General features: G+C 62.7%; 30 protein-coding genes. 13 read left to right on the plus strand and 17 right to left on the minus strand.

The features are described from left to right. Positions 1-199: 199 nt before the first annotated feature. Together hutH and hutI are read right to left on the minus strand one after the other, a co-directional pair. Positions 200-1,735 carry a histidine ammonia-lyase gene (hutH, locus tag NKI19_RS21730; RefSeq protein WP_352490130.1) on the minus strand — a complete coding sequence of 512 codons (1,536 nt, stop codon included), beginning with the start codon at positions 1,733-1,735 and terminating at the stop codon, positions 200-202. Further along, positions 1,732-2,982 (minus strand): imidazolonepropionase, encoded by a 1,251-nt coding sequence (gene hutI, locus NKI19_RS21735; RefSeq protein WP_352490131.1) that lies wholly within the window; start codon positions 2,980-2,982, stop codon positions 1,732-1,734. Before hutI ends, hutH begins: the two co-directional genes overlap by 4 nt. A gap of 97 nt (positions 2,983-3,079) precedes the next feature. Between hutI and NKI19_RS21740 the strand changes: the two genes are divergently transcribed. Both NKI19_RS21740 and hutC read left to right on the plus strand, forming a co-directional pair. Then, positions 3,080-4,432 (plus strand): formimidoylglutamate deiminase, encoded by a 1,353-nt coding sequence (locus NKI19_RS21740; protein WP_352490132.1) that lies wholly within the window; start codon positions 3,080-3,082, stop codon positions 4,430-4,432. Continuing rightward, complete coding sequence (gene hutC, locus NKI19_RS21745) at positions 4,429-5,190, plus strand: histidine utilization transcriptional repressor HutC (protein WP_352490133.1); 762 nt, start codon at positions 4,429-4,431, stop codon at positions 5,188-5,190. Before NKI19_RS21740 ends, hutC begins: the two co-directional genes overlap by 4 nt. 176 nt (positions 5,191-5,366) lie before the next feature. Here hutC and NKI19_RS21750 read toward each other — a convergent pair whose 3' ends face one another. After that, entirely contained in the window at positions 5,367-5,711 is a 345-nt protein-coding gene (locus tag NKI19_RS21750) for a RidA family protein (RefSeq protein ID WP_352490134.1), read from the minus strand. A gap of 212 nt (positions 5,712-5,923) precedes the next feature. Between NKI19_RS21750 and aztA the strand changes: the two genes are divergently transcribed. From aztA to NKI19_RS21770, 4 genes are all read left to right on the plus strand, one after another. After that, positions 5,924-6,730 carry a zinc ABC transporter ATP-binding protein AztA gene (gene aztA / locus NKI19_RS21755; RefSeq protein WP_352490135.1) on the plus strand — a complete coding sequence of 269 codons (807 nt, stop codon included), beginning with the start codon at positions 5,924-5,926 and terminating at the stop codon, positions 6,728-6,730. Next, positions 6,730-7,605, plus strand: coding sequence for a zinc ABC transporter permease AztB (aztB, locus tag NKI19_RS21760; protein WP_352490353.1), 876 nt, complete (start codon positions 6,730-6,732; stop codon positions 7,603-7,605). Before aztA ends, aztB begins: the two co-directional genes overlap by 1 nt. Positions 7,606-7,637: 32 nt before the next feature. Beyond that, on the plus strand, positions 7,638-8,573 hold the full coding sequence (gene aztC, locus NKI19_RS21765; protein WP_352490136.1) for a zinc ABC transporter substrate-binding protein AztC: 936 nt from the start codon (positions 7,638-7,640) through the stop codon (positions 8,571-8,573). Between the two features lie 186 nt (positions 8,574-8,759). Then, on the plus strand, positions 8,760-9,098 hold the full coding sequence (locus NKI19_RS21770) for a protein tyrosine phosphatase family protein (protein WP_352490137.1): 339 nt from the start codon (positions 8,760-8,762) through the stop codon (positions 9,096-9,098). A gap of 35 nt (positions 9,099-9,133) precedes the next feature. Here the strand turns inward: NKI19_RS21770 and NKI19_RS21775 are convergent, their stop codons facing one another. Continuing rightward, entirely contained in the window at positions 9,134-9,472 is a 339-nt protein-coding gene (locus NKI19_RS21775) for a hypothetical protein (protein WP_352490138.1), read from the minus strand. Positions 9,473-9,480: 8 nt separating this feature from the next. Continuing rightward, positions 9,481-9,948, minus strand: a complete 468-nt coding sequence (locus NKI19_RS21780) for an Lrp/AsnC family transcriptional regulator (RefSeq protein WP_254817488.1) — start codon at positions 9,946-9,948, stop codon at positions 9,481-9,483. A 154-nt stretch (positions 9,949-10,102) separates the two neighbouring features. On the opposite strand from NKI19_RS21780, the gene hppD reads away from it, so the two are divergent. The 3 genes from hppD (at position 10,103) to NKI19_RS21795 (ending at position 11,886) form a co-directional block, all read left to right on the plus strand. Further along, the gene (hppD, locus tag NKI19_RS21785; protein ID WP_352490139.1) at positions 10,103-11,218 is read left to right on the plus strand and encodes a 4-hydroxyphenylpyruvate dioxygenase; all 1,116 of its coding nucleotides are present in this window, start codon (positions 10,103-10,105) and stop codon (positions 11,216-11,218) included. Positions 11,219-11,287: 69 nt separating this feature from the next. Beyond that, positions 11,288-11,515 carry a type II toxin-antitoxin system Phd/YefM family antitoxin gene (locus NKI19_RS21790; RefSeq protein WP_352490141.1) on the plus strand — a complete coding sequence of 76 codons (228 nt, stop codon included), beginning with the start codon at positions 11,288-11,290 and terminating at the stop codon, positions 11,513-11,515. After that, positions 11,512-11,886, plus strand: coding sequence for a type II toxin-antitoxin system VapC family toxin (locus tag NKI19_RS21795; protein WP_352490142.1), 375 nt, complete (start codon positions 11,512-11,514; stop codon positions 11,884-11,886). The genes NKI19_RS21790 and NKI19_RS21795 overlap by 4 nt, the downstream gene beginning before the upstream one ends. Here NKI19_RS21795 and NKI19_RS21800 read toward each other — a convergent pair. From NKI19_RS21800 to hmgA, 6 genes are read right to left on the minus strand one after another with little or no spacing between them, the layout of a single operon-like run. Further along, positions 11,865-12,425: a DinB family protein gene (locus tag NKI19_RS21800; RefSeq protein ID WP_352490143.1), complete on the minus strand. Its 561-nt coding sequence runs from the start codon at positions 12,423-12,425 to the stop codon at positions 11,865-11,867. The two genes, NKI19_RS21795 and NKI19_RS21800, sit on opposite strands and share 22 nt — an antisense overlap. A gap of 4 nt (positions 12,426-12,429) precedes the next feature. Beyond that, the gene (locus tag NKI19_RS21805) at positions 12,430-12,723 is read right to left on the minus strand and encodes a hypothetical protein (RefSeq protein WP_352490144.1); all 294 of its coding nucleotides are present in this window, start codon (positions 12,721-12,723) and stop codon (positions 12,430-12,432) included. Further along, positions 12,720-13,742, minus strand: coding sequence for a fumarylacetoacetate hydrolase family protein (locus NKI19_RS21810; protein ID WP_352490145.1), 1,023 nt, complete (start codon positions 13,740-13,742; stop codon positions 12,720-12,722). Before NKI19_RS21810 ends, NKI19_RS21805 begins: the two co-directional genes overlap by 4 nt. A gap of 17 nt (positions 13,743-13,759) precedes the next feature. Further along, a complete protein-coding gene (locus NKI19_RS21815; protein ID WP_352490146.1) occupies positions 13,760-14,113 on the minus strand; it encodes a DUF7660 family protein in 354 nt (117 codons plus the stop codon). Then, complete coding sequence (locus NKI19_RS21820) at positions 14,110-14,973, minus strand: MBL fold metallo-hydrolase (protein ID WP_352490147.1); 864 nt, start codon at positions 14,971-14,973, stop codon at positions 14,110-14,112. The genes NKI19_RS21815 and NKI19_RS21820 overlap by 4 nt, the downstream gene beginning before the upstream one ends. Positions 14,974-14,983: 10 nt before the next feature. Next, positions 14,984-16,297, minus strand: coding sequence for a homogentisate 1,2-dioxygenase (hmgA, locus tag NKI19_RS21825; RefSeq protein ID WP_352490148.1), 1,314 nt, complete (start codon positions 16,295-16,297; stop codon positions 14,984-14,986). 141 nt (positions 16,298-16,438) lie between these two features. Between hmgA and NKI19_RS21830 the strand changes: the two genes are divergently transcribed. Then, positions 16,439-16,921: a MarR family winged helix-turn-helix transcriptional regulator gene (locus tag NKI19_RS21830; protein ID WP_352490150.1), complete on the plus strand. Its 483-nt coding sequence runs from the start codon at positions 16,439-16,441 to the stop codon at positions 16,919-16,921. Here the strand turns inward: NKI19_RS21830 and NKI19_RS21835 are convergent. The 3 genes from NKI19_RS21835 to NKI19_RS21845 all read right to left on the minus strand — a co-directional run bounded on the left by NKI19_RS21835 (position 16,918) and on the right by NKI19_RS21845 (position 19,629). After that, positions 16,918-17,343, minus strand: coding sequence for a hypothetical protein (locus tag NKI19_RS21835; protein WP_352490151.1), 426 nt, complete (start codon positions 17,341-17,343; stop codon positions 16,918-16,920). The two genes, NKI19_RS21830 and NKI19_RS21835, sit on opposite strands and share 4 nt — an antisense overlap. Continuing rightward, positions 17,340-18,374 carry an L-threonine 3-dehydrogenase gene (gene tdh / locus NKI19_RS21840; protein ID WP_263785148.1) on the minus strand — a complete coding sequence of 345 codons (1,035 nt, stop codon included), beginning with the start codon at positions 18,372-18,374 and terminating at the stop codon, positions 17,340-17,342. The genes NKI19_RS21835 and tdh overlap by 4 nt, the downstream gene beginning before the upstream one ends. A gap of 67 nt (positions 18,375-18,441) precedes the next feature. Further along, positions 18,442-19,629 carry a glycine C-acetyltransferase gene (locus tag NKI19_RS21845; RefSeq protein ID WP_352490152.1) on the minus strand — a complete coding sequence of 396 codons (1,188 nt, stop codon included), beginning with the start codon at positions 19,627-19,629 and terminating at the stop codon, positions 18,442-18,444. Between the two features lie 264 nt (positions 19,630-19,893). Here NKI19_RS21845 and NKI19_RS21850 point away from each other — a divergent pair, with 264 nt between their 5' ends. After that, positions 19,894-21,966 carry a putative bifunctional diguanylate cyclase/phosphodiesterase gene (locus NKI19_RS21850; protein ID WP_352566275.1) on the plus strand — a complete coding sequence of 691 codons (2,073 nt, stop codon included), beginning with the start codon at positions 19,894-19,896 and terminating at the stop codon, positions 21,964-21,966. Positions 21,967-21,971: 5 nt separating this feature from the next. Here the strand turns inward: NKI19_RS21850 and NKI19_RS21855 are convergent, their stop codons facing one another. Both NKI19_RS21855 and NKI19_RS21860 read right to left on the minus strand, forming a co-directional pair. Beyond that, a complete protein-coding gene (locus tag NKI19_RS21855) occupies positions 21,972-22,214 on the minus strand; it encodes a type II toxin-antitoxin system Phd/YefM family antitoxin (protein ID WP_352490154.1) in 243 nt (80 codons plus the stop codon). A gap of 22 nt (positions 22,215-22,236) precedes the next feature. After that, positions 22,237-22,665, minus strand: a complete 429-nt coding sequence (locus NKI19_RS21860; RefSeq protein WP_352490155.1) for a MarR family winged helix-turn-helix transcriptional regulator — start codon at positions 22,663-22,665, stop codon at positions 22,237-22,239. A 116-nt stretch (positions 22,666-22,781) separates the two neighbouring features. Between NKI19_RS21860 and NKI19_RS21865 the strand changes: the two genes are divergently transcribed. Next, entirely contained in the window at positions 22,782-23,189 is a 408-nt protein-coding gene (locus NKI19_RS21865; protein ID WP_023674396.1) for a hypothetical protein, read from the plus strand. Between the two features lie 140 nt (positions 23,190-23,329). Here NKI19_RS21865 and NKI19_RS21870 read toward each other — a convergent pair whose 3' ends face one another. Continuing rightward, positions 23,330-25,375, minus strand: a complete 2,046-nt coding sequence (locus tag NKI19_RS21870; RefSeq protein ID WP_352490156.1) for an oxidoreductase — start codon at positions 25,373-25,375, stop codon at positions 23,330-23,332. 114 nt (positions 25,376-25,489) lie between these two features. Here NKI19_RS21870 and queF point away from each other — a divergent pair, with 114 nt between their 5' ends. After that, positions 25,490-25,951 carry a preQ(1) synthase gene (queF, locus tag NKI19_RS21875; protein WP_352490157.1) on the plus strand — a complete coding sequence of 154 codons (462 nt, stop codon included), beginning with the start codon at positions 25,490-25,492 and terminating at the stop codon, positions 25,949-25,951. The last annotated feature ends 15 nt before the right edge of the window (positions 25,952-25,966 follow it).

Raw genomic sequence — 25,966 nt, forward strand, 5'->3', positions numbered from 1 at the left:
CCCCCTCTGTCCTGCCGGACATCTCCCCCACAAGGGGGGAGATCGGCAGCTGCGGCGCCTCGTTCAATCCTGCAACGTTGGAGATTGGCGAAAGCCAGTGTGGCAGCCAATCTCCCCCCTCGTGGGGGAGATGTCCGGCAGGACAGAGGGGGGCGCGACGGAACACGCCCCATGCCGGCGTAACGCAGCGACGACGGCTTCACGACGTCACCCCCGGCAGCTTTACCGCGCTTGCCGCTTCCACCGCCGCGCCGCTGCGTACCATGGCGATGGCCTTCTCCATGTCGGGGTGGAAGTGCCGGTCGTTGTCGAGATGCGGCACCTCTGCCCTGACAAGCCGGCGCACCGCCTCCAGTGCCGCGCTCGAGGCCAGCGGTGCGTGGAAATCGCAGCCTTGTGCGGCGGCCAGCAATTCGATGCCGATGACGGCCGTCGCATTCTCGACCATGCCGATGAGCCGACGCGCGCCATGCGCCGCCATCGAGACGTGGTCTTCCTGGTTGGCCGAGGTCGGGATCGAATCGACGCTGGCCGGATAGGCTTTTTGCTTGTTTTCAGAAACCAGTGCCGCGGCCGTCACCTGAGGGATCATGAAACCGGAATTCAGACCCGGCTTGGGTGTCAGAAAGGCCGGCATGCCGGACAGCGCCGGGTCGACCAGCATGGCGATACGCCTTTCCGACAACGAGCCGATCTCGCAGACGGCAAGCGCGATCATGTCGGCGGCGAAGGCGACCGGCTCAGCGTGGAAATTGCCGCCCGAAAGCGCTGAGTCGTCCTCGGCAAAGATCAGCGGATTGTCGGTGACGCCGTTGGCCTCGGTGCCGAGCGTGTCGGCGGCCTTGCGGAGCACGTCGAGCGCTGCGCCCATCACTTGCGGCTGGCAGCGCAGGCAGTAGGGATCCTGCACGCGCTCGTCGCCGACGCGGTGCGATTCACGGATGGCGCTGCCAGCCATCAAATTGCGCAACGCCTCGGCCGTCTCGATCTGGCCGCGATGCTTCCGGAGCAGATGGATGCGGGGATCGAACGGCGCGTCAGAGCCCTTGGCGGCATCGGTCGACAGCGCGCCGGCGACCAGTGCCGACTGGTAGAGCACTTCTGCTTCGAACAAAGCCGCAAGCGCATAGGCGGTCGAAAACTGTGTGCCGTTGAGCAGCGCCAGGCCTTCCTTGGCGCCCAGTGTCACCGGCTCCAGGCCGTGCGAAACGAAGGCGACCTTGGCGGGAAAGCGGCCATGCGGGGTAAAGCACTCGCCGACGCCGATCATCACGGCGGTCATGTGCGACAGCGGCGCAAGGTCGCCGGAAGCGCCGACCGAGCCTTGCGCCGGCACCACGGGGATAACGTCGTTGGCCAGCATCGCTTCGAGCAGTTCGATCGTCCGCGGCAGCACGCCGGAGGCGCCCTGTGCCAGGCTGGCCAGCTTCAGCGCCATCATCAGCCGGCAAATTGCGACGGGCATCGGCTCGCCGACGCCGGCGGCATGCGACAGCACGATGTTTCGCTGCAACGTTTCCAGATCGGCGGCGGGGATGCGGACGCTGGCCAGCTTGCCGAAGCCGGTATTGATGCCATAGACCGGCTCGCCCTTGGCAACGATCCTGGCGACGGCCTCGGCGCTGGCCTTGATCTTCGGCCGGCAGGCATCGTCGAGCCTCAGTGCGGCGCCACGATAGATAGCGCGCCAATCGGCCAGCGTGGCATTGCCTGGCCTTAGCTTGAGTTCGGTCATTGTCCCCTCCAGATGCGGGCATGCAGCGGGTTGAAGCCCATGCGGTAGACGAGTTCGGCCGGGCGTTCGACGTCCCAGATCGCCAGATCGGCGGATTTTCCGGCCTCCAGCGTGCCGGTCTGTCCAAGCAGGCCGAGCGCGCGGGCAGCCTCGCGGGTGACGCCGGCAAGGCATTCATCGACGGTCAGCCCAAACAACGTCGCGGCCATGTTCATGGTCAGCAGCAGCGAGGTCAGCGGCGACGTGCCGGGATTGTTGTCGGTGGCAACGGCCATCCTGACACCATGCTGGCGAAACAAGGCGATCGGCGGCTTCTTGGTCTCGCGGATGAAGTAGTAGGCGCCGGGCAGGATGGTCGCCACGGTTCCGGCCTTCGCCATCGCCGCCGCACCTGCCTCGTCGGTATATTCGAGGTGGTCGGCCGATAGCGCACCATAGCGTGCCGCAAGTTCGGCGCCGTGCAGATTGGACAGCTGGTCCGCATGAAGCTTGACCGGCAGGCCCGCCGCCTTGGCCGCATCGAACACGTGGGCGATCTGCTCGGGCCAAAAGGCAATGCCTTCGCAAAAGCCGTCGACGGCATCGGCCAGGCCCTCGGCAGCGACGGCTGGCAAAATCTCGTTGGCGACAAGATCGACAAAGGCGTCCTTGTCACCTTTTGCTTCGGGTGGCAGTGCATGAGCGCCGAGGAAAGTGGTCCTGACCGTCACCGGCCGCTCACCGCCAAGTCGTCGCGCGGCGCGCAGCGACTTCTTCTCGTTTTCGAGGTCGAGACCGTAGCCGGATTTGATCTCGACGGTGGTGACGCCCTCGGCGATCAGCGCATCGAGGCGCGGCAGCGACTGGGCGACCAGTTCATCCTCGCTCGCTGCGCGCAGTGCCTTGACCGAGGAAACGATGCCGCCGCCGGCCTTGGCAACCTCCTCATAGCTGGCGCCAGCCAGCCGCATCTCGAATTCATTGGCACGGTTGCCGGCGTGGACCAGATGGGTGTGGCAGTCGATCAGGCCGGGCGTGATCCACCGGCCTTCGCAGTCGGTCGCCTCGGCGTCTTTGCCAAGTGCTCTGGGGCGGAGTGCTGCCGGCATGTCGGCTTCCGGCCCGGCATAGACGATCCGGCCGTTGCGCGCGGCGATTGCACCGTGCTCGATGATGCCTGACCCGGCGCTGCTTTCGGCCATGGTCGCGAGGCGCGCATTGCGCCAGAGGCGAACCTCCCCTGCCCGGCTTTTGCTCTGTGCAGCCATCATCTTTTCCGTTTCAATCGGTGACGATTATGTATATACATATCAAAAGCACTGCAAGCGCTATCATCGCACGGCCAACCGGGATTTGGAGAAAAACGTGACGGCAATCTTTGCGGAACAGGCGCTTCTGCCCGACGGCTGGCACAGCAATGTGCGGACTGTCATCTCCGACGGCAAGATCGCCGCGGTCGAGGCGAATATCTCGCCCCTGCCTGGCGACGAGCGCCATGCCATCCTTTTGTCCGGCATGCCGAACCTGCACAGCCACGCCTTCCAGCGCGGCATGGCCGGCCTTGCCGAATTGCGCGGCCCTTCCGCCGACAGTTTCTGGAGCTGGCGCGAGGTGATGTACCGTTTCGCGCTGTCGATGACGCCGGACCAGGTCGAGGCGGTCGCGGCCCAGCTCTATGTCGAGATGCTGGAGGCGGGCTTTTCCCGCGTCGGCGAGTTTCATTATCTCCACCACGACCGCGACGGCCGGCTCTATGCCAACATAGCCGAGATGGCGGAGCGGATCGTTGCTGCAGCGTCCGAGACAGGCATCGGGCTGACTTTGCTGCCGGTGTTCTACGCGCATTCCTCTTTCGGCGGCGCTGCGGCAAATGAAGGCCAGCGGCGGTTCATCAACGATGTGAACCAGTTCTCGCGGCTTGTTGAGACATGCCGCGAATCGGTTCGCACTTTGAATCAAGGCGTCGTCGGCGTCGCCCCGCACAGCCTGCGTGCCGTGACACCGGAGGAACTGGAAAACATCACAGCGATGGCGCCGGAGGGGCCGATCCACATCCACGTCGCCGAGCAGATAAAGGAGGTGGAGGACTGCCTTGCCTGGTCAGGGGCGCGGCCGGTCGAATGGCTGCTTGCCAACGCCAAGGTCGACCAGCGCTGGTGCCTGATCCACGCCACCCACATGACCGACACCGAGACGGTGCAAATGGCCAAAAGCGGCGCCGTTGCCGGTCTCTGCCCGATCACCGAGGCCAATCTCGGCGACGGCACCTTTGCCGCGTCGCTGTTCATGCAGCATGGCGGCCGCTTCGGCATCGGCTCGGATTCAAACGTACTGATCGGCCTGCCGGACGAGTTGCGGCAACTCGAATATTCGCAACGCCTCGCCCACCGCGCCCGCAACGTTCTGGCGGTGGCCGGCGGCTCGACCGGTCGCGCGCTGTTCGATGCGGCGCTCGATGGCGGCAGTGCCGCGCTGGGCGCCGGCCCCTCGCAGATCGCCGCAGGTGCCTCGGCCGATTTCGTCTCGCTCGACGGCAAGCATCCATCGCTGGCCGGCAAGACGGGCGATGCAATCCTTGACGCCTGGATTTTTGCCAGCGGCACCAAGGTCGATTGCGTCTGGGTGCATGGCAGGAAACTGGTCAGCGACGGCAGGTATGCGAAGCGCGATGCTATCGCCGAGCGGTTCCGCAAGGTCATGACGGCGCTTTCGGCATGAGCATGATCGGGACAATAAGCGCGGATTCTGGAAGCGCGGACGGCGGCGAGGTTCTTTCGCTGCACCAGCGCATCCTGTCCGACATCAGCGAACGTATCCTGTCGGGTGCCTGGGCGCCCGGCCACCGCATTCCGTTCGAGCATGAACTGACGGCCGAATACAATTGTTCGCGCATGACAGTGAACAAGGCGCTGTCGCAACTGGCCAAGGCCGGGCTGATCGAGCGCCGGCGTCGCTCCGGCAGTTTTGTCCGCCGGCCGCAATCGCAGGCAGCCGTTCTCGAAATCCACGACATCCGGATCGAGGTCGAGGCGCTTGGCCTGCCCTACCGCTATGAGCGTATGGCGCGAAACAGAAGGCGCAGCAGCGCCGACGACCGCGCCCTGCTGGAACTCGACGTCGCCGGGCCGGTGCTGGCCCTGGAGTGCCAGCATTTCGCCGGCAAGCGGCCATTTGCCCACGAGCAGCGGCTGATCAACCTGGCTGCCGTGCCGGAGGCCGCCGAAGAGGCGTTTTTCGACACCGCGCCCGGTCCGTGGCTGATCGGGCGCGTCCCGTGGAGTGCCGCCGAGCATCGCATTCGCGCGGTTGCCGCCGAAAAGCACATCGCGGCGGCACTCGACATCGAGACCGGCGCGCCGTGCCTGGTGATCGAGCGACGGACATGGAGCGCCGAGCACCCCGTCACCCATGTCCGGTTCACCTATGCGGCAGAGAACCACACGCTGGTGGCGCGGTTCACGCCGTCGCAGGGGTGAGCTCCTAACCCTCCCCCTTGAGGGGAGGGTCGCGGAGCAAATTGCAGCACGGCGGCATTTTGTGACGCGGGGTGGGGTCGGAGCAACCTCGCCGACCCCACCCCGTCTCGCAGTCTCCGCTTCGCTTCGACTACTCGCCGACCCTCCCCTCGAGGGGGAGGGTTAGAGCCGCAATCTCAAATCGCCGCAGTAACAATAATCTCGACCAGATATTCCGGTCCGGCAAGTTTCGCTTCGCCGGTGGCGCGGGCCGGCGTGTTGCCCTGTGGTACCCATTTGTCCCATTCGGCGTTCATCTCGGCAAAGGTGCTCATGTCGGCCAGCCAGATGATCGCCTGCAGGATCTTGGTCTTGTCGGTGCCGGCCTTCGCCAGCAATTCGTCGATCGCCGCCAGAATGTCCCTTGTCTGGGCGCCGACGTTTCCGCCCGGCTTGCCGACCTGACCGGCCAGATAGACGGTGTTGCCGTGGATGACGATCTGGCTCATGCGCGGGCCCACATCGACGCGACGAATGCTCATTGGATATTCCTTCTCCTCTTGTCAGCTGCGCCTGTTTAGGGGCCGGGTTCGCCGGGGGCAAGGCCGCTCGAGCGGAACCTCTTGAGCCAAGCCAACGCACACAACATGACGGCCCGGCCGCAATTCCGCCCGATTGGCTTGTTGACTAATGTAATAACATCACATATCGAATCCACCCCTGCAGCACCGATCGTCGCCCCATGGATCGTCACATGAGCCAAACCTGCCTGACCTTCCGCGACCTGACGCTGGGCTATAACAGCCACCCGGCGATCCACCACCTCGATGGTACGATCCGCAAGGGATCGTTGACGGCGCTCGTCGGCGCCAACGGCTCCGGCAAGTCGACGCTGATGAAGGGCATTGTGGGCGTCCTGAAGCCGATGGCCGGCGCAGTGATCCGGGCGCCCGGCGTACGTGCCGCCTATCTGCCGCAGCAATCGGAGCTCGACCGCTCCTTTCCGGCCCGGGTCGTCGACCTGGTTTCGCTTGGCCTGTGGCCGCGGCGCGGCATGCTCGGCCGCTATACAAAGGAAGATCGCGACTCGGTCAGCAAGGCGCTGATGGCCGTCGGGCTCGGCGGTTTCGAGAAGCGCCCGATCGACACACTGTCGGGCGGCCAGCTGCAGCGCACGCTTTTCGCCCGCGTGCTGTTGCAGGATGCCGAGCTCATCCTGCTCGACGAGCCGTTCAATGCCGTCGACAGCAAGACCGTCGGCGACCTGATCGCGCTGATCAAGCGCTGGCATGGCGAGGAGCGCACGATCATGGTCGTCGTTCACGATCTCGATCTGGTGCGGCAGAATTTCCCCGAAACGCTGCTCCTGGCGCGCCAGCCGGTCGCCTGGGGCGAGACCAAAGAGACGCTGCGGCCGGAGAATCTGTTGCGCGCGCGCCGCTTCCACGAAGCCTGGGAAGACAACGCGCCTTGGTGTGAGCCCGGCGAGCATGATCACGAGCACGGCAGCCACGAGCACAGCCACGACCATCATCACGGCTCCGGCCCGAGGGCGGCATGATGGACGTGCTTTATGGTCTTTTCGTCGCTCCTTTCGCCGACTACGCCTTCATGCAGCGGGCGCTCGCTGGTTCGATGATGTTATCGCTCGGCGCTTGCCCGGTCGGCGTGTTCCTGATGCTGCGGCGCATGAGCCTGTCAGGCGACGCCATGGCGCATGCCATCCTGCCCGGAGCTGCCGCGGGCTTCCTGTTCTATGGCCTGGAAATCCTGCCGATGACGATCGGCGGACTGATCGCCGGCATCATCGTGGCGCTCGGCGCCGGCGCCGTCTCGCGCTTCACCATCCAGCGCGAGGACGCCTCGATGGCGGCCTTCTATCTGATTTCGCTGGCTATCGGCGTGCTCATGGTGTCGGTCCGCGGCTCCAGCGTCGATCTCATGCATGTGCTGTTCGGCACCGTGCTGGCGCTCAACAACGAGGCGCTGACGCTGATCGGCGGCATCGTCGTGGTGACGCTGGTCAGCCTCGCCATCTTCTGGCGGGCGCTGGTCGCCGAATGCCTCGACCCTTTGTTCCTACGCTCGGTCAGCCGGATGGGCAGCCCGGTGCATTTCATCTTTCTCGGCCTCGTCGTGCTCAACCTCGTCGGCGGCTTCCAGGCGCTCGGCACCTTGCTGTCGGTCGGGCTGATGATGCTGCCGGCAGCGGCGGCCCGCTTCTGGACCTCGCGCGTCGAGCCTATGTGCGTGCTGGCCACAGTGATCGGCTTTGCCTCCTGCATTGCCGGACTGCTGTTATCCTACCATGCATCGCTGCCCTCCGGCCCGGCCATCATCCTGTCCGCCGGCGTCGTCTATTTCGCCTCGATCCTGTTCGGCACGCGCGGCATCCTGCGCGCCCGCATCGTCCATCACCGCCACAGAACCGCCTGATCCCACCCGATCCCCAACCAGGAGACCTGTCCATGCTGAAATCGATCCGCGCCGCTTTGGCCGTGAGCGTTATAACATTAACCGCCCTTGGCGCGTCGTCGGCGTTCGCGGAGCCGTTGAAGGTGGTCGCCAGTTTCACCATCATCGCCGATTTCGCCAAAAATGTCGGCGGCGACAGGATCGATCTGACCACCATCGTCGGGCCGGACGGCGACGCCCATGTCTACGAGCCGAGCCCGGCCGATGCGGTGGCGATGGCCAAGGCCGACATCGTGCTGGTCAACGGCCTGCATTTCGAAGGTTTTCTGCAGCGCCTGGTCGACGCGAGCGCCACCAAGGCTTCGATTGCCGTGCTGACCAAGGGGGTAACGCCGATCAATTTCAAACCCGAATTCGCCGAGGCCGATGCCGAAGGCGCGAATACCGACGGCAAAACGGCGACCGATCCGCATGCCTTCCAGTCGATCGCCAATGCCAGGATCTATGTGAAGAACATCGCCGACGCCTTTTGCACGGCCGACGCTGCGGGTTGCGACAGCTATAAGGCCAATGCAGCCGCCTATACGCAAAAGCTCGATGCACTTGAGGGCGAAGTGCAGGCGGCGATCCAGTCGATCCCGCAAGAGAAGCGCGTCGTCATCACCTCACACGACGCCTTCGGCTATTTCGAAAAGGCCTACGGCTTGACGTTCCTGGCCCCGGAAGGCGTGTCGACCGAGTCGGAGCCCTCCGCCGCCGACGTCGCCAAGCTGGTCAGCCAGGTGAAACAGGACAAGGCGGCGGCGATCTTCGTCGAGAACATCACCAACCCGCGGCTGATCGAGCAGATCGCCAGCGAGACCGGCATCAAGGTGGGCGGCACGCTCTATTCCGATGCGCTGTCGCAGCCCGACGGCCCGGCGGCGACCTATATCGACCTGATGCACAACAACATCGCCCAGATCAAAGGCGCGATCCTCGGCAGCTGAGCCGACCGATCCGGTTCATCCAGCCGGGCTGGCGCATGATGCGTCCTGGCGACATGCGGCGTTAGCCCGGCTGGATTTCTGCCGTCGAAATCTCTATCTGCGCGGATGGATTTCTTTTCGCGCGGATTGCCGACCGGGTCAGGGAGTGGCAAGACTGCCGCTAACCAGATTGCGAGGACCCCAGCCATGGAATACCGTCAGATCAGCGAGGACTATTCGGTCTCGGGCCAGATCCAGCCCGAGGATGTCGCCGCCATCAAGGATGCCGGCTTCAAGAGCGTGATTTGCAACCGGCCGGACAACGAGCAACCGGGCCAGCCATCCGCCGACACCGTCAAGGCGGCGGTCGAGGGCGCCGGGCTCGCCTTCCGCTACATCCCCGTCATCAGCGGCCAGATCACGGCCGAGAATGTCGAGGACCAGGCCGAGGCGCTCGACGAACTCGAAGGCCCGGTCTTCGCCTATTGCCGGTCCGGCGCCCGCTGCACCAATCTCTATGGGCTGATCCAGCAGCAGAAGGGGTGACGTAACTCCGGTCCTGGAATCCGTCCGTCAGCTGGCTAGCGACGTCGCCTTGCCATGAGTGCATGCAGGCCGAAGAAGGCTCCAAACAAAGCGGTGTATAGGGCGAGACCACTGAGCGAGACCGTGCTGACCAATAGCAGGAGGAAGCCCGCGAGGCAGATCGCAAAACCGATGCCGCACCACCAGCGCGATTTCGGTTGAGACAGGATGCCCCCGAAACCAATCTTTCGATCCCACCATGACCAGCTTGGATCGCGCAAAAGCTCTGCGTTCCAGCTATCATAGCTGGAACGCAGAAAGATGAGCCCGCCGATTGTGAACGGCACCAGCCCAACACAGAAGACGATGAAGCCGGCGAGCTGAAAGTTCGACATGGTTCACACTAAATCGGCAGCGCGCCGGTTTCCTTTAGCGTCTCCAGCACGATCGCCGTCTTCACGTGCTGCACCGATTCGTGCGGCAGCAGCACGCTGTTGACGAATTCCGACAGCGACTTCAGGTCCGGCGTCACCACTTTCAATATATAATCCATCTCGCCGGTCAGCGCGTGCGCTTCCTGCACCTGCGGCAGCCGCGCGACCAATTCGCCGAAACGCCGCGCATTGTCGCGGTTATGGGTGGCGAGCGTCACCGAAATGACGTTGACCAGGGAAAAGCCGAGCTTGTCGCGGTCGAGCACCGCCCGGTAGCCCTTGATATAACCGTCCTCCTCGAGCCGCTGGCGACGGCGCGAGCATTGCGACGCTGACAGGTTCACCCGTTCCGACAAATCGTTGTTGGTCAGCCGTGCATCGCCCTGCAGCAGAGCCATTATCTTGCGGTCAAACTGGTCGATGCGCGCCTCATCCATGAATTTCGGCTCCACAGTGCACAACTCGCGCATGATCAGACCATTTCAAGCGTTTGAATGCAAGCAATTTGCATCCGCTCCGCGCTATGATTGGGCTCAGATATGGCCGAATGCGGCCAATGCCAGATTTCGGGCCAGATTTCGGAGCAATGCCATGGGTCCCTTCCCGCACGACGCACCGCCCGCCAAGATCAGCAAAACCAATCCCGCCGGTACCGACGGCTTCGAATTCGTCGAATTCGCGCATGCCGAGCCGGAAAAGCTCGCCGAGCTGTTCACCCGCATGGGCTATGTGCCGGTGGCCAAGCACCGCAGCAAGGACATCACCGTCTGGCGGCAGGGCGACATCAACTATGTCGTCAATGCCGAGCCGGGCTCGCATGCGATGAAATTCGTCGATAAGCACGGCCCTTGCGCGGCCTCGATGGCCTGGCGTGTGGTCGATGCCAGGCATGCCTTCGATCACGCGGTAGCCAAGGGCGCGACGCCCTATGAAGGCGCCGACAAGACGCTCGATGTGCCGGCGATCGTCGGCATCGGCGGCTCGGTGCTCTATTTCATCGAAACCTACGGCGAGAAGGGCTCGGCTTACGACGCCGAGTTCGACTGGCTGGGCGAGCGCGATCCCAAGCCTGAAGGCGTCGGCTTCTACTATCTCGACCACCTCACCCACAATGTCTATCGCGGCCAGATGGACAAGTGGTGGGATTTCTACCGCGACCTGTTCGGCTTCAAGCAGATCCATTTCTTCGACATCGACGGCAAGATCACCGGTCTGGTCAGCCGCGCCATCACCTCGCCCTGCGGCAAAATCCGCATCCCGCTGAACGAGTCCAAGGACGAGACCAGCCAGATCGCCGAATATCTGAAAAAGTACAATGGCGAGGGCATCCAGCACATCGCCGTCGGCACCGACGATATTTACGGCGCCACCGATAGGCTGGCCGCCAACGGCTTGAAGTTCATGCCTGGCCCGCCCGAGACCTACTATGACATGTCCTTTGCCCGCGTGAACGGCCATGAAGAGCCGATCGAGCGCATGAAAAAGCACGGCATCCTGATCGACGGCGAAGGCGTCGTCGACGGCGGCACGACCAAGATCCTGCTGCAGATTTTTTCGAGAACCGTGATCGGCCCGATCTTCTTCGAGTTCATCCAGAGGAAGGGCGACGAAGGTTTTGGCGAGGGCAATTTCCGCGCTCTGTTCGAATCGATCGAGCAGGACCAGATCAAGCGCGGCGTGCTGAAGGTGGACGGCAAGGCAGCGTAGCCAGCTCGGCCGAGATGGCTTGTGGTTTGATCAGTTATGACCTAAATTCTGGTCATAAGAGGTCTGACCATGAATGTTCCGATGGCAAAAGCGAAGGCTCAACTCTCCGAGTTGGTGAAACGTGCCCAAGCCGGCGAAGAGATCCATCTGACGCGGCATGGAGAGGTGGTGGCGACCTTAAGCGCGCCCACCCGGGCCGGCGGGAGCAAAGGCCTTTTTGGAGCCCTGAAAGGCCAAATTCGGATATCGAATGATTTTGATGAACTCGGTCCCGAATGGGACGAGTACATCAAATGAGCCGCCAATATCTGGTGGATACTCATATTCTGCTTTGGGTGCTCAACGCGGATTCACGCCTTTCGGATCACCATCGCGACATCTTTCTTGCGGGCGAGGATGTGGTCGTCAGCGTCGTCTCGGTAGCAGAGATCGCCATTAAGAAATCGCTCGGCAAAGTCACGCTCACAGGCAACATCGTGGAAATCTTGCGATCGAACGGCATTCCGATCCTCAGTGTGAATGAACTACACGCAGCGAGGCTTGAGCATCTGCCGTTCCATCATCGCGATCCCTTCGACCGTCTGCTCATCGCACAGGCTCAAATTGAAGGTCTGACGGTGGTCACTGCGGATCGACATTTCTCAGCCTACGACGTCGCGTTGGTCTGATCATCCAGCTCCAGCCGCTCGACTTCGGCTTTCCTCAGCTTCACATCGTAATCGAGGAAGAACTCGTCGAGTTGCGGCGGCGCGACCGAGGTGCCGGACAGCATCGCGTGCACCTGGCCGCGATGATGGATGTCGTGGATGAAGAGATGGGCGAGCAAATCGCCGATCCGTTCCGGTATCATGCCGTTCTCGCGCCGGTCGGTGACGACGCGGCGCTCGAGATCCTCCTCCGACAAGCAATCACAAAAGGCAATCAGCCGCCGGTCGGCCTCCGTCCGCTTGCCAAAGAGCGCGTCCGCTTCGTCGAAGAGCAAGAACTCATCATAGGCCGCGGCGCCGACGCCGCCCTCTTCGAGAAAATCGAGATAGAGATAATCGACCGCCAGGATGTGATTGAGCGTTGCCTTGATCGATGGGAAGAAGCTTATCCTTTCAGCCTCGAATTCGCCGGGCTCAAGCTGCAGCACGGCACGATAGAGCCGGTCGTTGGACCACAGATTGTTGCGCGCCATGCGGCGGAAATGACCGAGCAGGTCCATGACTTCACGCCGGTAACTGGACCAAAGACACACCTGCCCACATGAGAGCAAATCCAGCGAGAACAATCAGCAGCAGCCCGATCATGCGCCGCCGCATGGCTTGCGTTTCCTCGTCGCCTGCGACGTTCGTGTTGGTGACGGTGTGGAACATCATCGCCTTGCGCGGAAAGCCGCTGCGGTTGGTCAGGCCGGGCGAGCGCGCCTCGATGCGATAGCTCAGCCGGATCGCCAGGATGAAGATCGCCAGCATGGCAAGTGCCCAGACACCGCACAGCAGATAGAATGTCTCGCCCGTCACTCTCTTGCCCCCTCGTATTTCTCGACCTTCTGCTCGATGGCGCCGAAGATCGAATGCCCGCCCCTGTCCTTCATCTCGATGCGCACGGTATCACCAAAACGCAAGAACGGCGTTTTCGGTTCGCCGGCTTCGATGGTCTCGATCATACGCAACTCGGCGATACAGGAATAGCCGGCGCCGCCTGCCGAGACAGGCTTGCCCGGCCCGCCATCGAGCTTGTTGGAGACGGTGCCCGAACCGACAATGGTGCCGGCAGCCAGCGGCCGCGCTTTTGCGGCATGAACAATCAACGCCGGAAAGTCGAAGGTCATGTCGATGCCGGCGTTCGCCCGGCCGAACGGTTTGCCGTTGACATCGACCAACAGCGGCAGGCTGACCTTGCCGCCGTCCCAGGCATCGCCGAGTTCGTCCGGCGTTACCGCCACCGGCGAAAAGGCTGATGACGGTTTCGACTGGTAGAAGCCGAACCCCTTGGCGAGTTCGGGTCCGGTCAGGCCGCGCAGCGTCACGTCGTTGACCAGCATGACCAGCCGGATCGCTGCCCGCGCCTCATCGAGGCCTGCACCCATCGGCACGTCGTCGACAACAACGGCAACCTCGCCTTCCATGTCAATGCCAAGGGTCTCGTCGATCGTGCGGATTGGGTCGCGCGGTGCGAGGAAAGCGTCCGAGCCGCCCTGGTAGATCAGCGGATCGGTCCAGAAGCTTGCCGGCATCTCGGCGCCGCGCGCCTTCCGCACCAGCTCGACGTGGTTCACATAGGCCGAGCCGTCGGCCCATTGGTAGGCGCGCGGCAGCGGCGAATGGGCGTCATGCTCGTGAAAGCGGGCCGACGGCACTGCATTATTCTCCAGAGATTCGGCCATCGCAGCGAGATGCGGCGCGATCCGATGCCAGTCGTCGAGCGCGGCCTGCAGCGTCCGCACCAGGAACGAAGCGTCGGTAAACCGCGTCAGGTCGCGCGACACAACGACGAGCTTTCCGTCGCGCGTCCCGTCCTTCAATGTGGCAAGCTTCATGCGTCCTCCCAAGGCGTTTATTCGTAATATTTGCCCGCATAGATAATTCTGGCTGCGGCTCTCCAGGGATTTTCATTTGCCAGCAATGCCAGGTCGCCGCGCCGACTACCATCGGTCCAGGTGACGGCCCAAGCGACAGCCGATTCAAGAAAAGTGGCTAACGAATTGTTTTCCCAGCCATTCCAGCTGATGTCAGGTCCTGCCGACCGCAATGCCTCCTTGCGGTCGGCGTCCTCACGGTCGTTTCGCAGCGCATCGAGGAACCGGACGAAAGACGGCAAGTCTTCCACCCTATCGAGAAACAAGGAGAGCTGCGCCCAGGATGTCTCCTCGGATTTCTGCACCTCTTCCCAAAGCTTGTCGTTGGTCACGTCTCACTCCCAAGCCCCACAACAAGGCCGTCGCGGGCGATCGTCAAGTCGCCGGCCCATGTTTTCCTGACGGCGGCAATCCAGTCGGCCTCGCCGATCTCGGGATCGTCGGCGGGAATGAGGTGGTTGAGGACGAGTCGCTTCACCTTGGCATCGCTGGCGATGCGGCCTGCCTCTTCGGCAAAACTATGGCTGGCAAGCAGGTGTTCTCTCAGTCTTGCACCGTTGCCGGTCTTAGCAACCAGCCGCTCGATACCCACTTCCAGCACGGCCTCGTGGACCAGAACGTCGGCGCCCTCGGCGAAACCCGCCAATGGCGGAAAGAACGCCGTATCCGACGAAAAGACGACGCCTTTCCCGGCTTGCTCGAAGCGCAGCGCAAAGCAGTCGGTCACCGGCGGGTGGTCGACGCGCAAGGCCGATATTTTGAGACCGCGCTCTTCGGCCACTTGGCCTTCAGCAAACTCGACGATCGACACCAGGTCGCGGAGATCCGGCCTGCCTTCATCGGCGATGCGGATCTCGATGTCGAATTCCATTGCCTGGCAAAAGCGCTGCCAATAATGGCCGATGCCGGGCGGGCCGAACAAAGTGACGGGCGCCGCCAGGCCGGCCGTCCAGGCGGTGTGGATGAGAGGTCCGAGTTCCAGCACATGGTCGGAGTGCAAATGCGTGATGAAGATCAGGTCGAGCGCCTTCAGACTGACGCCGGCGTCGGTCAACCCGCGCGTTACGCCCAGCCCGCAATCGACGACGAGGGTGCGGCCGCCAATCTCCAGCAGCGACGAACTCGGCCACGGTCCGCCCGGCCGGAGCGCCGGGCCACCCTTCGAGCCGAGAAGCACCAGACGATCCGTCATGTGACGGCGCTCAAGACCAGTCGCCCTCGGGCGTGCCGTTGAAGCGTTTCTTCAGATCGGCCCAGCAGTCGATGTAATTGTCCTGCCGGGTTTCGAGCTCGGCGCCATAGCGGGTCACCATCTGCGGAAAGCGGGTCTCGAACATGAAGGCCATGGTGTTGTCGAGCTTGACCGGTTTCAGCTCCGCGCGCGAGGCTTTTTCGAAGCCAGACGCATCAGGCCCATGCGCCAGCATCATGTTGTGCAGGCTGATGCCGCCGGGCACGAAGCCCTCTTCCTTGGCGTCGTACTGGCCGTGGATCAGGCCCATGAACTCGCTCATGATGTTGCGGTGGTACCAGGGCGGCCGGAAGGTGTTTTCCGCCACAAGCCAGCGCGGCGGGAAGATGACGAAGTCGATATTGGCGGTGCCTTCCTCGCCGCTCGGCGCGGTCAGCACGGTGAAGATCGACGGATCGGGGTGGTCGAACAGGATCGCGCCGACCGGCGAAAAGGTCGCAAGATCATATTTGTAGGGCGAATAATTGCCGTGCCACGCCACCACATCCAGCGGCGAATGGTCGATCTCGGTGACATGGAACTGACCACACCATTTCGCGATCAGCCGGCACGGTGTCTCCTTGTCCTCGAACCAGGCGCAGGGCGTCTTGAAATCGCGCGGATTGGCCAGGCAATTGGCGCCGATCGGGCCGCGATCCGGCAGCGTCAGCTTGGCGCCGTAATTCTCGCAGACATAGCCGCGCACTTGCGGATCCACCAGTTCGACCTTGAACACCAGACCACGCGGCAGCACGGCAATCTCGCCCGGCCTGAGTTCGATAACACCCATCTCGGTGACGAAGCGCAAGGCTCCAACCTGGGGCACGACCAGCAACTCGCCGTCGGCGTTGAAGAAATGGTCGTCGGCCATCGAACGGTTGGCGACATAGACATGTGCCGCCATGCCGGTCTGGCCGAGCACGTCGCCGGCGGTGGTGATCGAGCGCATGCCGGCGATGAAGTCCGTCGGTTCCTTCGGCATGGGCACGGGGCTCCAGCGATACTGGCCGAGCGCGAGCTGGTGGTCGCCGACGTTCGGCGCGCTTTTCCAAAGCGGATAATTCGCCGCTTTGAAGCGGCCGGTGTGCCTGACGCTCGGCCTTATCCGATAAAGCCAGGAGCGCTCATTGGTGCCGCGCGGCGCGGTGAAAGGAGAGCCCGAAAGCTGCTCGGCGTAGAGGCCGTAGGCCGGCCGCTGCGGCGAGTTTCGCCCTTGCGGCAGCGCGCCCGGCAAAGTCTCGGTCTCGAAGTCGTTGCCGAAACCCGGCATGTAGGAATAGGCCATGGAATCCTCCCGAATTCATAGTCTCGGAGCGTCTGAAGGACGCTCCGAGTTGACCAAACTGGTTTCATTTGTAACCATTGAAAATGTAACCATCAATGGTGATTTCGGCATGGGGCGCCAGCCTGCTCAGTCAAGGCCAAAATGGAACCGGAAATCCTCGAACTCGAATCCTTCCTGCCTTATCGGCTCTACCGTCTTGCCGATGCCGTAAGTCGCGAATTCGCAAGGGTCTACAAGGACCGCCACGGCCTGACCCGGCCCGAATGGCGCACGCTTGCGGGACTTGGACAGCACGGCACGATGACGGCGACGGCGCTCGGCGACCAATCGGCCATGCACAAGACCAAGGTTTCGCGCGCGGTAGCCGAGCTCGAACGGCGCCGCTGGCTCGTCCGGACTCCGGACGAAAAGGACCGCCGTATCGAGCATCTGACACTGACCAAGGCTGGCGTTGCCGCCTATCGCGAGATGGTGCCGCTGGCGAAAGCGTTCGAGCGGGAGTTGCTGGCGAAACTGAGGAATAGTGACCGCGCGGGAATTGAGGCAGCGTTAGCCGCCCTGGAGGGTCGTTTGGGACGAGCCGAGGTTGGGGCCGAAGCCAATCGTCTTGAACGAAGGGGCTAGCCAGCGCTTGGCATTTGTCGAGTAAGCGACCAGTCTTCAGCAACAACTTCGATCGTGTCGTCGCGAAAATAAAACAGGAACTGCCGCGAGTTAGGTCCATCTTGCGATAGAATTTCCCAATCGTTTTCGCCGATTGGCCGGCTATCGCCGATCACCTCGTAGAACTCGCCCCATTTGGGAGCCTGCCTGCTGTAAAGGCCTTTACCTGAAAACCAGGCGTGATCATTTGTGGAGTCCCATCGCCAACGACTGCAACCGATGAAACGAATGGTTCCTGTCTCTCCCTTGCGGGCGTCATAGGCCCATGAGTTCAGCAGAAAGGTAAGCTGAATCGTTTTACCTTCAACGGTCAGCTCTGTATCGGGAGCGTTGGGCTCCGCATTCCAATCCGGGTTCAGGTGTCGGAAAGATAAAGACGTCACCAGTCCATAACCACCTTGCCGGAATTGCCGCTCTTCATTGCCTCGAAGCCGGAGATGTAGTCGTCGATGCCGATGCGGTGGGTGATCAGGCCACTGACATCGAGAGGACCCTGCACCAGCGCGATCATCTTGTACCAGGTCTCGAACATCTCGCGGCCGTAGATGCCCTTCAGATGCAGCATCTTGAAGATCACTTTGTTCCAGTCGATCTCGAAGCCGGTCGGCGCGATGCCGAGAATGGCGATCTTGCCGCCATTATTCATGGTGTCGATCATGTCGCGGAAGGCAGGCGCAGCGCCCGACATTTCGAGGCCGACGTCGAAACCCTCGGTCATGCCGAGCGCCGGCATGACATCGCGCAACTTCTCCTTCGAGGCATCGACGACATGCTGGACGCCGAGCTTTTTCGCCAGTGCCAGGCGCACCGGGTTGATATCGGTGATAACAACTTTTCGCGCCCCGACGCACTGCGCGACGAGCGCGCCCATGATGCCGATCGGTCCGGCGCCGGTGACCAGCACATCCTCGCCGACGAGATCAAAGGACAATGCGGTGTGAACCGCATTGCCCAGGGGATCGAAGATCGCCGCGATCTCGTCCGGCACGTCGTCGGGGATCGGCACGACATTGTGCTGCGGGATCGCCAGGTATTCGCCAAAGGCGCCCGGCCGGTTGACGCCGACGCCAAGCGTGTTGCGGCACAGATGCCCCCGGCCCGCCCGGCAGTTGCGGCAATGGCCGCAGACGATATGGCCTTCGCCCGAAACACGCTGGCCGACCTTGTACTCGGTGACGGCCGCGCCGAAATCGGCGACGGTGCCGACGAATTCGTGGCCGGTCACCATCGGCACCGGCACGGTCTTTTGCGCCCACTGGTCCCAATTGTAGATGTGCACGTCGGTGCCGCAGATCGCGGTCTTCCTGACCTTGATGAGCACGTCGTTGGGGCCGATCTCCGGCACCGGCACCTCTTCCATCCAGATGCCCGGCTCGGCCTTGGCCTTGACCAGCGCCTTCATCATGTTCGACATTCTTTTGTCCCCAGAACCTTTGTCGCTTGAATTTCTTGATCCGGAATCGCTTTTCGGTCCCGGCCGTTCAGGAAATCACGCCGAGTTCGCGACCGACTGCGGCGAACGCCTCAACCGCACGATCGATGTCGGCGTTGGAATGGGCGGCCGACATCTGCGTGCGAATGCGCGCCTGGCCCTTCGGCACCACCGGGAAGGAGAAGCCGATGACATAGATACCGCGCCTCAGCATCCGCGCCGCCATCTCCTGCGCCAGCGTCGCGTCGCCCAGCATCACCGGGATGATTGGATGGTCGGCGCCGGCCAGTGTAAAGCCGAGCCTGCCCATCTCGGAGCGAAACCGCGCTGCGTTGGCATATAGGCGCTGACGCAACGCATCGCCATTGCGGACCAGTTCGAACACCCGGATCGAGGCGCCGGCGATCGCCGGCATCAGCGTGTTGGAGAACAGATAGGGGCGCGAGCGCTGGCGCAGCCAGTCGACCACCTGCTTCCTGCCCGACGTGTAGCCGCCGGACGCGCCACCCAATGCCTTGCCGAGCGTGCCGGTGATGATGTCCACCCTGCCCTCGACGCCGCAATGTTCGGCCGAGCCACGGCCATTCCTGCCGACGAAACCAACTGCATGGCTGTCGTCGACCATGACCATCGCATCGTATTTGTCGGCGAGGTCGCAGACCCCCTTCAGATTGGCGATGATGCCATCCATCGAGAACACGCCATCGGTGGCGATCAGCCGGAACCGGCAGTCGCGCGCCTCTTTCAACCGCGCTTCGAGATCGGCCATGTCGTTGTTGGCGTAGCGGAAGCGCTTTGCCTTCGACAGCCGCACGCCATCGATGATCGAGGCGTGGTTCAGCGCATCGGAAATGACCGCATCCTCCTCGCCGAGCAGCGTCTCGAACAGGCCGCCATTGGCGTCGAAGCAGGAGCCGTAGAGGATGGTGTCCTCCATGCCGAGGAAATCAGAAATGGTCGCCTCGAGCTGCTTGTGTTCCTCCTGCGTGCCGCAGATGAAGCGCACCGACGCCATGCCGTAGCCGTAGCGGTCGAGCGCCTGCCTGGCCGCTTCCCGCAGTTCGGCGCTGTCGGCGAGGCCGAGATAATTATTGGCGCAGAAATTCAGCACCTTCTCGCCGCCCACCTCGATCTCGGCCGATTGGGTCGAGGTTATCACCCGCTCGGATTTATAGAGGCCTGCCGATTTCAGTCCTTCAAGCTCGCTGTCGATGTGGGAAAGGAATGCTTCGGTCATGATCAGGCCCTGTTGAGATCGATGAGGACTGTCGCGCCGCGCGGACGAAAAATCCATCGCAAAAGCGACCGCTTCGGTGGCGGCAATGGCACGGCAGAGGCCACGATGTTCAAATGCGGAGGTACCGCGAAAGATTGCAATAACCACTTTGCGGGTTTCCCGCCACGGTCCCCGCCGCCGGCCTGCTGCCGTCCCAAACCTGTTAACACTTTGAAGCCAAAGGTTGTCGCACAAGAATTCGTTGGCGAGAGGCCGCCTCAGAAAATGTCGCAGCAGCCGGTGCACGCCGTTTCGGGCAGGCTCATACTCCTGATCAAATCCGGCTACTGGCTGGCTCTGCTGATCATAGCCGCCATGGTCATGGCCTCTTTCATCCTGCTGCAACAGGTGATGGCGACCCAACGGCACAATCAGGCGCTGCTCGGTATCGTCAGCACACAAAAAGCCCTGTCGCAGCGCATCGTCTTCCTTGCCGGCGCGACAGGCAGCGCTCAGCGCGATCAACAGCGCGCCCTGGTTACCGCGCTCAAGCAAGCGACGGTGGAGTTCGAGAAGAATTACGATCTGCTGCTCGAGCGGACCGCCGCCGATCCGGTGTCGCCGGCAAGGTTCGACCCGAAATCGATCGAGAGCGTGCTTTTCGCCAAGCCGTACCATCTCGACTATTTCTCGGTCGGGCTCATCGCCAACGGCGAGCGCCTGATCTCTTCATTCGAATCGCGGCTCAACACGACCGGCAGCGGCGGCTACAAGGGCGGAGAGGAGCGCGTCAACCTGGACGCTTCCGTTGCCAACGCAACATTGTCGGGCTACGCAGCACTCGGCCAGCGGATCAGCGCCTACGCGGACCAGCGCTCCGAAAGGCTCCTCGATCTTCATCGCACATTGTTTTACTCGACCATCGGCGTCATCCTGCTGGTGGCACTTTTCATTTTCCGGCCGATGTCGAACGCCATCCTGCGCCGGACGCGCGAGCTGGTCGATGCGCGCAATTCCATGGCCTTTATTGCCGTGCATGACGGGCTGACCGGCCTGCACAACCGTACCTTCCTGACCGACCATTTCGATACGTTCATCAGTGGCGCGCAGCGAAGGCGTGAACGGGTTGCCGTGGTGCAGTTCGATCTCGACCGGTTCAAGCAGATCAACGACGCGCTCGGCCATGCCGCCGGCGATTATGTGCTGGTGGTGACCGCGCAGCGTGTGCGCGATTCCTGCCGGACGTCGGACCTCAACGTGCGTCTCGGCGGCGATGAATTCGTCGTCGTCCTCAACGACGCCGGCAGCACCGAGAACATCGATATCGTCGCCAGGCGCATGCTGGCCAAACTCAATGAGCCGGTCATATTCCGAGGCACGACGATCCATCCGGGCGTAAGTGCCGGGATTGCGGTCTACCCCGTCGACGCCGACAATGCGCAGGACCTGCTCGTCCATGCCGATCTGGCGCTCTATTCCGCCAAGAAGCAGGGCGGCGACAGCTTGTCGTTCTTCTCCGATGAGCTGAGGCGCGAACTCGATTATCGCAAGCAACTCGAGCTCGACGTCAGGGTCGCTATCTCGGAGAAGGCGTTCGAAGTCTACTTTCAGCCGCAGGTCTCGCTGTCGGACGGCGCCATCAGTGGCATCGAGGCTTTGGTTGGCTGGAGGCATGCCGAGCGCGGCATGATCGCGCCGGGCGAGTTCATTCCAATCGCAGAAAAATGCGGCTTGATGTCCGAGATTGGCCGGATCGTCATTGCCAAGGCGATCGACGAAGCAGCCGAATGGAACCGCGCGGGCATCGCCTTCGGACGGATCGCCGTCAACGTGTCCGGTTCGGAGCTGCGCGAGGCAGATTTTGAAGTCTTCCTGTTCGATACGGTGGAAAGGGCTGGCCTGCCAGCGCACAAACTATCGCTGGAGATCGTCGAATCCGTCATTCTCGACGACGAGAAGACCGGTATCGCGGCAAAGCTGCGGCACATCCGCGCCGCCGGCATCCATCTTGAGCTCGATGATTTTGGCACCGGCTATGCATCGCTCAGCCATGTCAATCCAAACGAGATCGACCGGCTGAAGATCGATCGCCGCTTCGTCCAGAACATCAACGAGAACAGCGGCAACACCAAGATCGTGCGTGCCCTCACAGAACTCGCCCGCGGTCTCGGCATCTCGATCGTTGCCGAGGGCGCTGAAACCGAAGCCGAGCTCGACTCGCTGATGGCGATCGGCTGCGACCAGGTGCAAGGCTATTCCATCGCTTTCCCGATGCCGCCGGACAGCGTGCGCGAATGGTTGGCGGCGCGGACACCGAAGAAGGCCAGGCTGACGGTGCTGCAGGGCAGCCGGGCGTAGATCCGTCATGGTCCGGCCTTGCGAACCGACCTGATGAGCCGAGGCGGAAGGTCATCCTCATCGCCGGGAAATGCTGCCAGCAATTGTCCAAAGCTGGGCATACGCGCCAGTTTTTCGTAGTCTTGGAACGACAGAATGACCGCCTGCTTGCGGCCACGCCGGGTAATGAGGGCCGGTTCTCCCGTGATGACCTGATCGAGCAGCGCCGAGAGTGTGGCCCTGGCATCCTTCAGTGAAATTTCGCGCATGGCGTTTTCCTAGCGTAAATTTCTAGCTCTCGACATTGGCCCGCAGCGCGGCCAGCACCGCTGCAAATTCCGCCAACCTGTCGTCGGACAATCCCTTCCGCAGCCGTTTGTCGAAGGCTAACGCGGCGGTGCGCAATTTCAGGAACAGCGCTTCTCCGGCTTGGGTCAGCTCCACCTGGTGAACCCGGCGGTTCTCGGGATCGCGGCGCCGCATCAGCAGGCCTTGCGTCTCCATGGCGTTGAGGTGGTGGGTCAGCGTTGCGCCCCGGATGCCGATCATGCCGGCGAGCTCGCGTTGGTTGGCCAGCTCCCGCGACTTGACTGACAGCAAAGTGACCCAGACCGGCAGCGTGCCGCCGGCCTCGACCAAGGTAGCGTCGAAAGCCTGCGCGACCAGCTTGGCGGTGCGGGCGAGATTCATCCCGATCGGCGGGCGGTCAAACGGCGTCATGGTCCAACACTAGAACAAGGGCAAAGCCTATGGAACGGCTCGAGCTTATGCATTGACATCTAATCATTTGATATCTATCAATATGGTTAGCGGTGGGCAAGAGAGGAAATGCGGTCATGCAATATGTCTACATCATCGTCCTCGGCCTTCACGTCATGGCGGGTGTGTTCTGGGCCGGCACCACCATCGCGGTTGCCCGCGAACCGGAGATCAGGGCGGAACGTTTCTTCCGGCCGCAAATGGGCGCGGCCGGCGTGGTTTTCCTCACGGGTTTGCTGCTGTGGTATTTCTTCCACAACGGCTCTTTCGGTTCCATGGAGAAAGTCCTGGCGCTGGGCATCTTGACGGCGTTGATCGCCGCCGGGGTTCAGGGCGCGCTGGTGGGTTCCGCCAGCAGGCAGCTGGCTGGCGCTGATGCCGCGAAGCAAACCCAGTTGCGCGCGAAGATGACAAAAGGCGAGCGCATCGCCGGCGGACTGCTGGTCATCACCGTGTTCTGCATGGCCACCGCCAGGATGTTTTGAGCGTCCTGCCGCAATCGCAAGATCGTACGGTGCCCGGCGATGGCCGGCGGCGTGCGCGGCGCGCAGACCGGACCAAAGTACCATGGTGGCTCTCCGTACGGAGGTTCGGCTGCGCGCCACCAATCAATCCAAAATATTTCTCAGATCCGCAAGCCGAACCTGATGCCGTCATAGATGGCGGCGTGGATGTTGCGCGAGGCGACTGCATCGCCGATGCGGAAGAGCACGAAGCCACTCTGCGGATTGCGCACCGGAAAGATGTCGCCGCCATTGACCAGCTTTTCGTAGTCGACCGCGCCGGCGTTCTTCGACAGCGGCTTCAGCGCCAGATAGAGATCGTCGAGCGGCAGCGTGCCGTGCTCGACCACCACCTGGTCGACCCGCCGCTCGCCGCGCCAGCCATCGGCGAAGTCGGAAGCGAGCTCGGCGATCAGCTGATTGCCCTCGCGCCGCACCGAACGCAGCCGTGTGTTGATGGTCACCGTGACACCCTTTTCCTGGAAGGCGCGCATGTAGGGCACATGGTTCATGCCGCCCATTTCCGGGGCGAAGAAGCGCTCTGGTGAAACCAGCTCCAGCCTGGCGCCGCTGTTGGCGATCAGTTCGGCAGCACCCATGCCCTGATGGCCGCCATTGTCGTCATAGAGCAGTACATTCTCGGCCGGCTTGACGCTGCCGGCCATGATGTCCCAGCTCGAGGTGACGAGATCGTCGCCGGCCGTCAGAGGCGGGTTCTGCGGCAGGCCGCCGGTGGCGATCACCACCACGTCCGGCGACAGCGCCAGCACGTCGTCCTTCTCCGCCCAGGTATCGTAGCGGATCTCGACACCAAGCCGGTCGAGTTCGGCCAGGCGCCAGTCGATGATGCCGATCAATTCCTTGCGGCGCGGGTTCTGCGTTGCCAGCCGCACCTGGCCGCCGGCCTGGCTCGATGCTTCCAGCACCGTCACCTGGTGCCCGCGTTCGGCGGCGACGCGCGCTGCCTCCAGCCCGCCGGCGCCGGCGCCGACGACCACCACCTTCCGCTTCGGACCCTCGGTTCTCGGGATGATATGCGGGATATCAGCCTCGCGGCCCGTCGCCGCATTGTGGATGCACAGCGCCTCGCCGCCCTCATAGATGCGGTCGAGGCAATAGGTGGCGCCGACGCAAGGGCGGATCTCGTGCTCGCGGCCCTCCATCACCTTCCTGACGATGTGCGGGTCGGCAATGTGGGCACGCGTCATGCCAACCATGTCGAGCTTGCCGGCGGCGATTGCGTGACGCGCGGTGGCGACGTCGGAAATCCGCGCCGCATGGAAGGTCGGGAATTTCGTCGCCGCCCTCACCTCCCCGGCGAAGTCGAGATGCGGCGACGACCGCATGCCGGTCACCGGGATGACTTTTGTCAGAGCGGCGTCGGTCTCGATCGAGCCACGGATGATGTTGAGGAAATCGACCTTGCCGGAGCCGGCCAGCCGCCTGGCGATTTCGACGCCCTCCTGTTTCGACAGGCCTTTCTCGAAATCCTCGTCGGCGACCATGCGAATGCCGACGACGAACTTTTCGCCGACCGCGGCACGCACTGCGTCGAGCACCATTCCGGTGAAGCGCAGCCGGTTGTCGAGCGAGCCGCCGAAATCGTCGTCGCGCTGGTTGGTGGCCGGCGACCAGAAACCGTCCATCAGATGGCCGTAGGCCTCGAATTCGATGCCGTCGAGGCCGGCAGCCTGGCAGCGCTGCGCGGCCGCCGCATAGTCGGCGACGATGCGCTCGATATCCCAGTCCTCGATAGTCTTGGGAAAGGCGCGATGGGCCGGTTCGCGCACCGGCGAAGCCGACAGCACCGGCAGCCAGTCGGCCTTGTTCCAACCGGTGCGGCGGCCGAGATGGGTGATCTGTATCATCACCTTGCAATCGTGCTCGTGGCAGGCATCCGTAAGCTCGGCGAGCCATGGCACGATGCGGTCGTCATAGACATGCAGATTGCCAAAAGCGGCCGGGCTGTCGCGCGAGACGATCGCCGAACCGGCGGTCATGGTCAGCGCCATGCCGCCCTTGGCCTTTTCGGCATGGTAGAGCCGGTACCGCTCCTTTGGCATGCCGTCCTCGGAATAGGCTGGCTCATGGCTGGTCGACATCACCCGATTCTTCAGCGTCAGATGCTTGAGCTGATAGGGCTGGAGGAGCGGGTCGTTGCTAGTCATCGTCTTCCTGCTGTTTCAAATTGTGCTAATAAGCGGCAAATTTTTGTTTTTACGCATGTCGCTATCCCAAAATCGCTGCGCAGTTTTGGGTGGCATGCAGCAAGGAACCTGCTCATGACCGATACGAAAAACCTCACCCAGCTCGGCACCAACGTCGAGGCGCCACAGAGCCCCGAAGCGGCAGTCCTGGAAACCGTGCCGTTTTCGCGCGGCGATGGCCCGCCCGCCATCGTTCGCTTCACCTGCCCGGAATTCACTTCGCTCTGCCCGGTCACCGGCCAGCCGGACTTCGCCCATATCGTCATCGACTACGCACCCGATACGCTGCTGGTGGAATCGAAGTCGCTCAAGCTGTTTATGACCTCGTTTCGCAACCATGGCGCCTTCCACGAAGAATGCACCGTCATGATCGGCCGCCGCATCATCGCCGCGACCAAGCCATTGTGGTTGCGCATTGGCGGCTACTGGTATCCGCGCGGCGGCATTCCGATCGACGTGTTCTGGCAAACCGGCGCACCGCCGGAAGGTGTGTGGCTGCCCGACACCGGCGTCGCCCCCTATCGCGGGCGCGGTTAAACGGGCTGAATGGCC

Source organism: Mesorhizobium sp. M0751 (assembly GCF_040320265.1).
Lineage (GTDB): Bacteria > Pseudomonadota > Alphaproteobacteria > Rhizobiales > Rhizobiaceae > Mesorhizobium.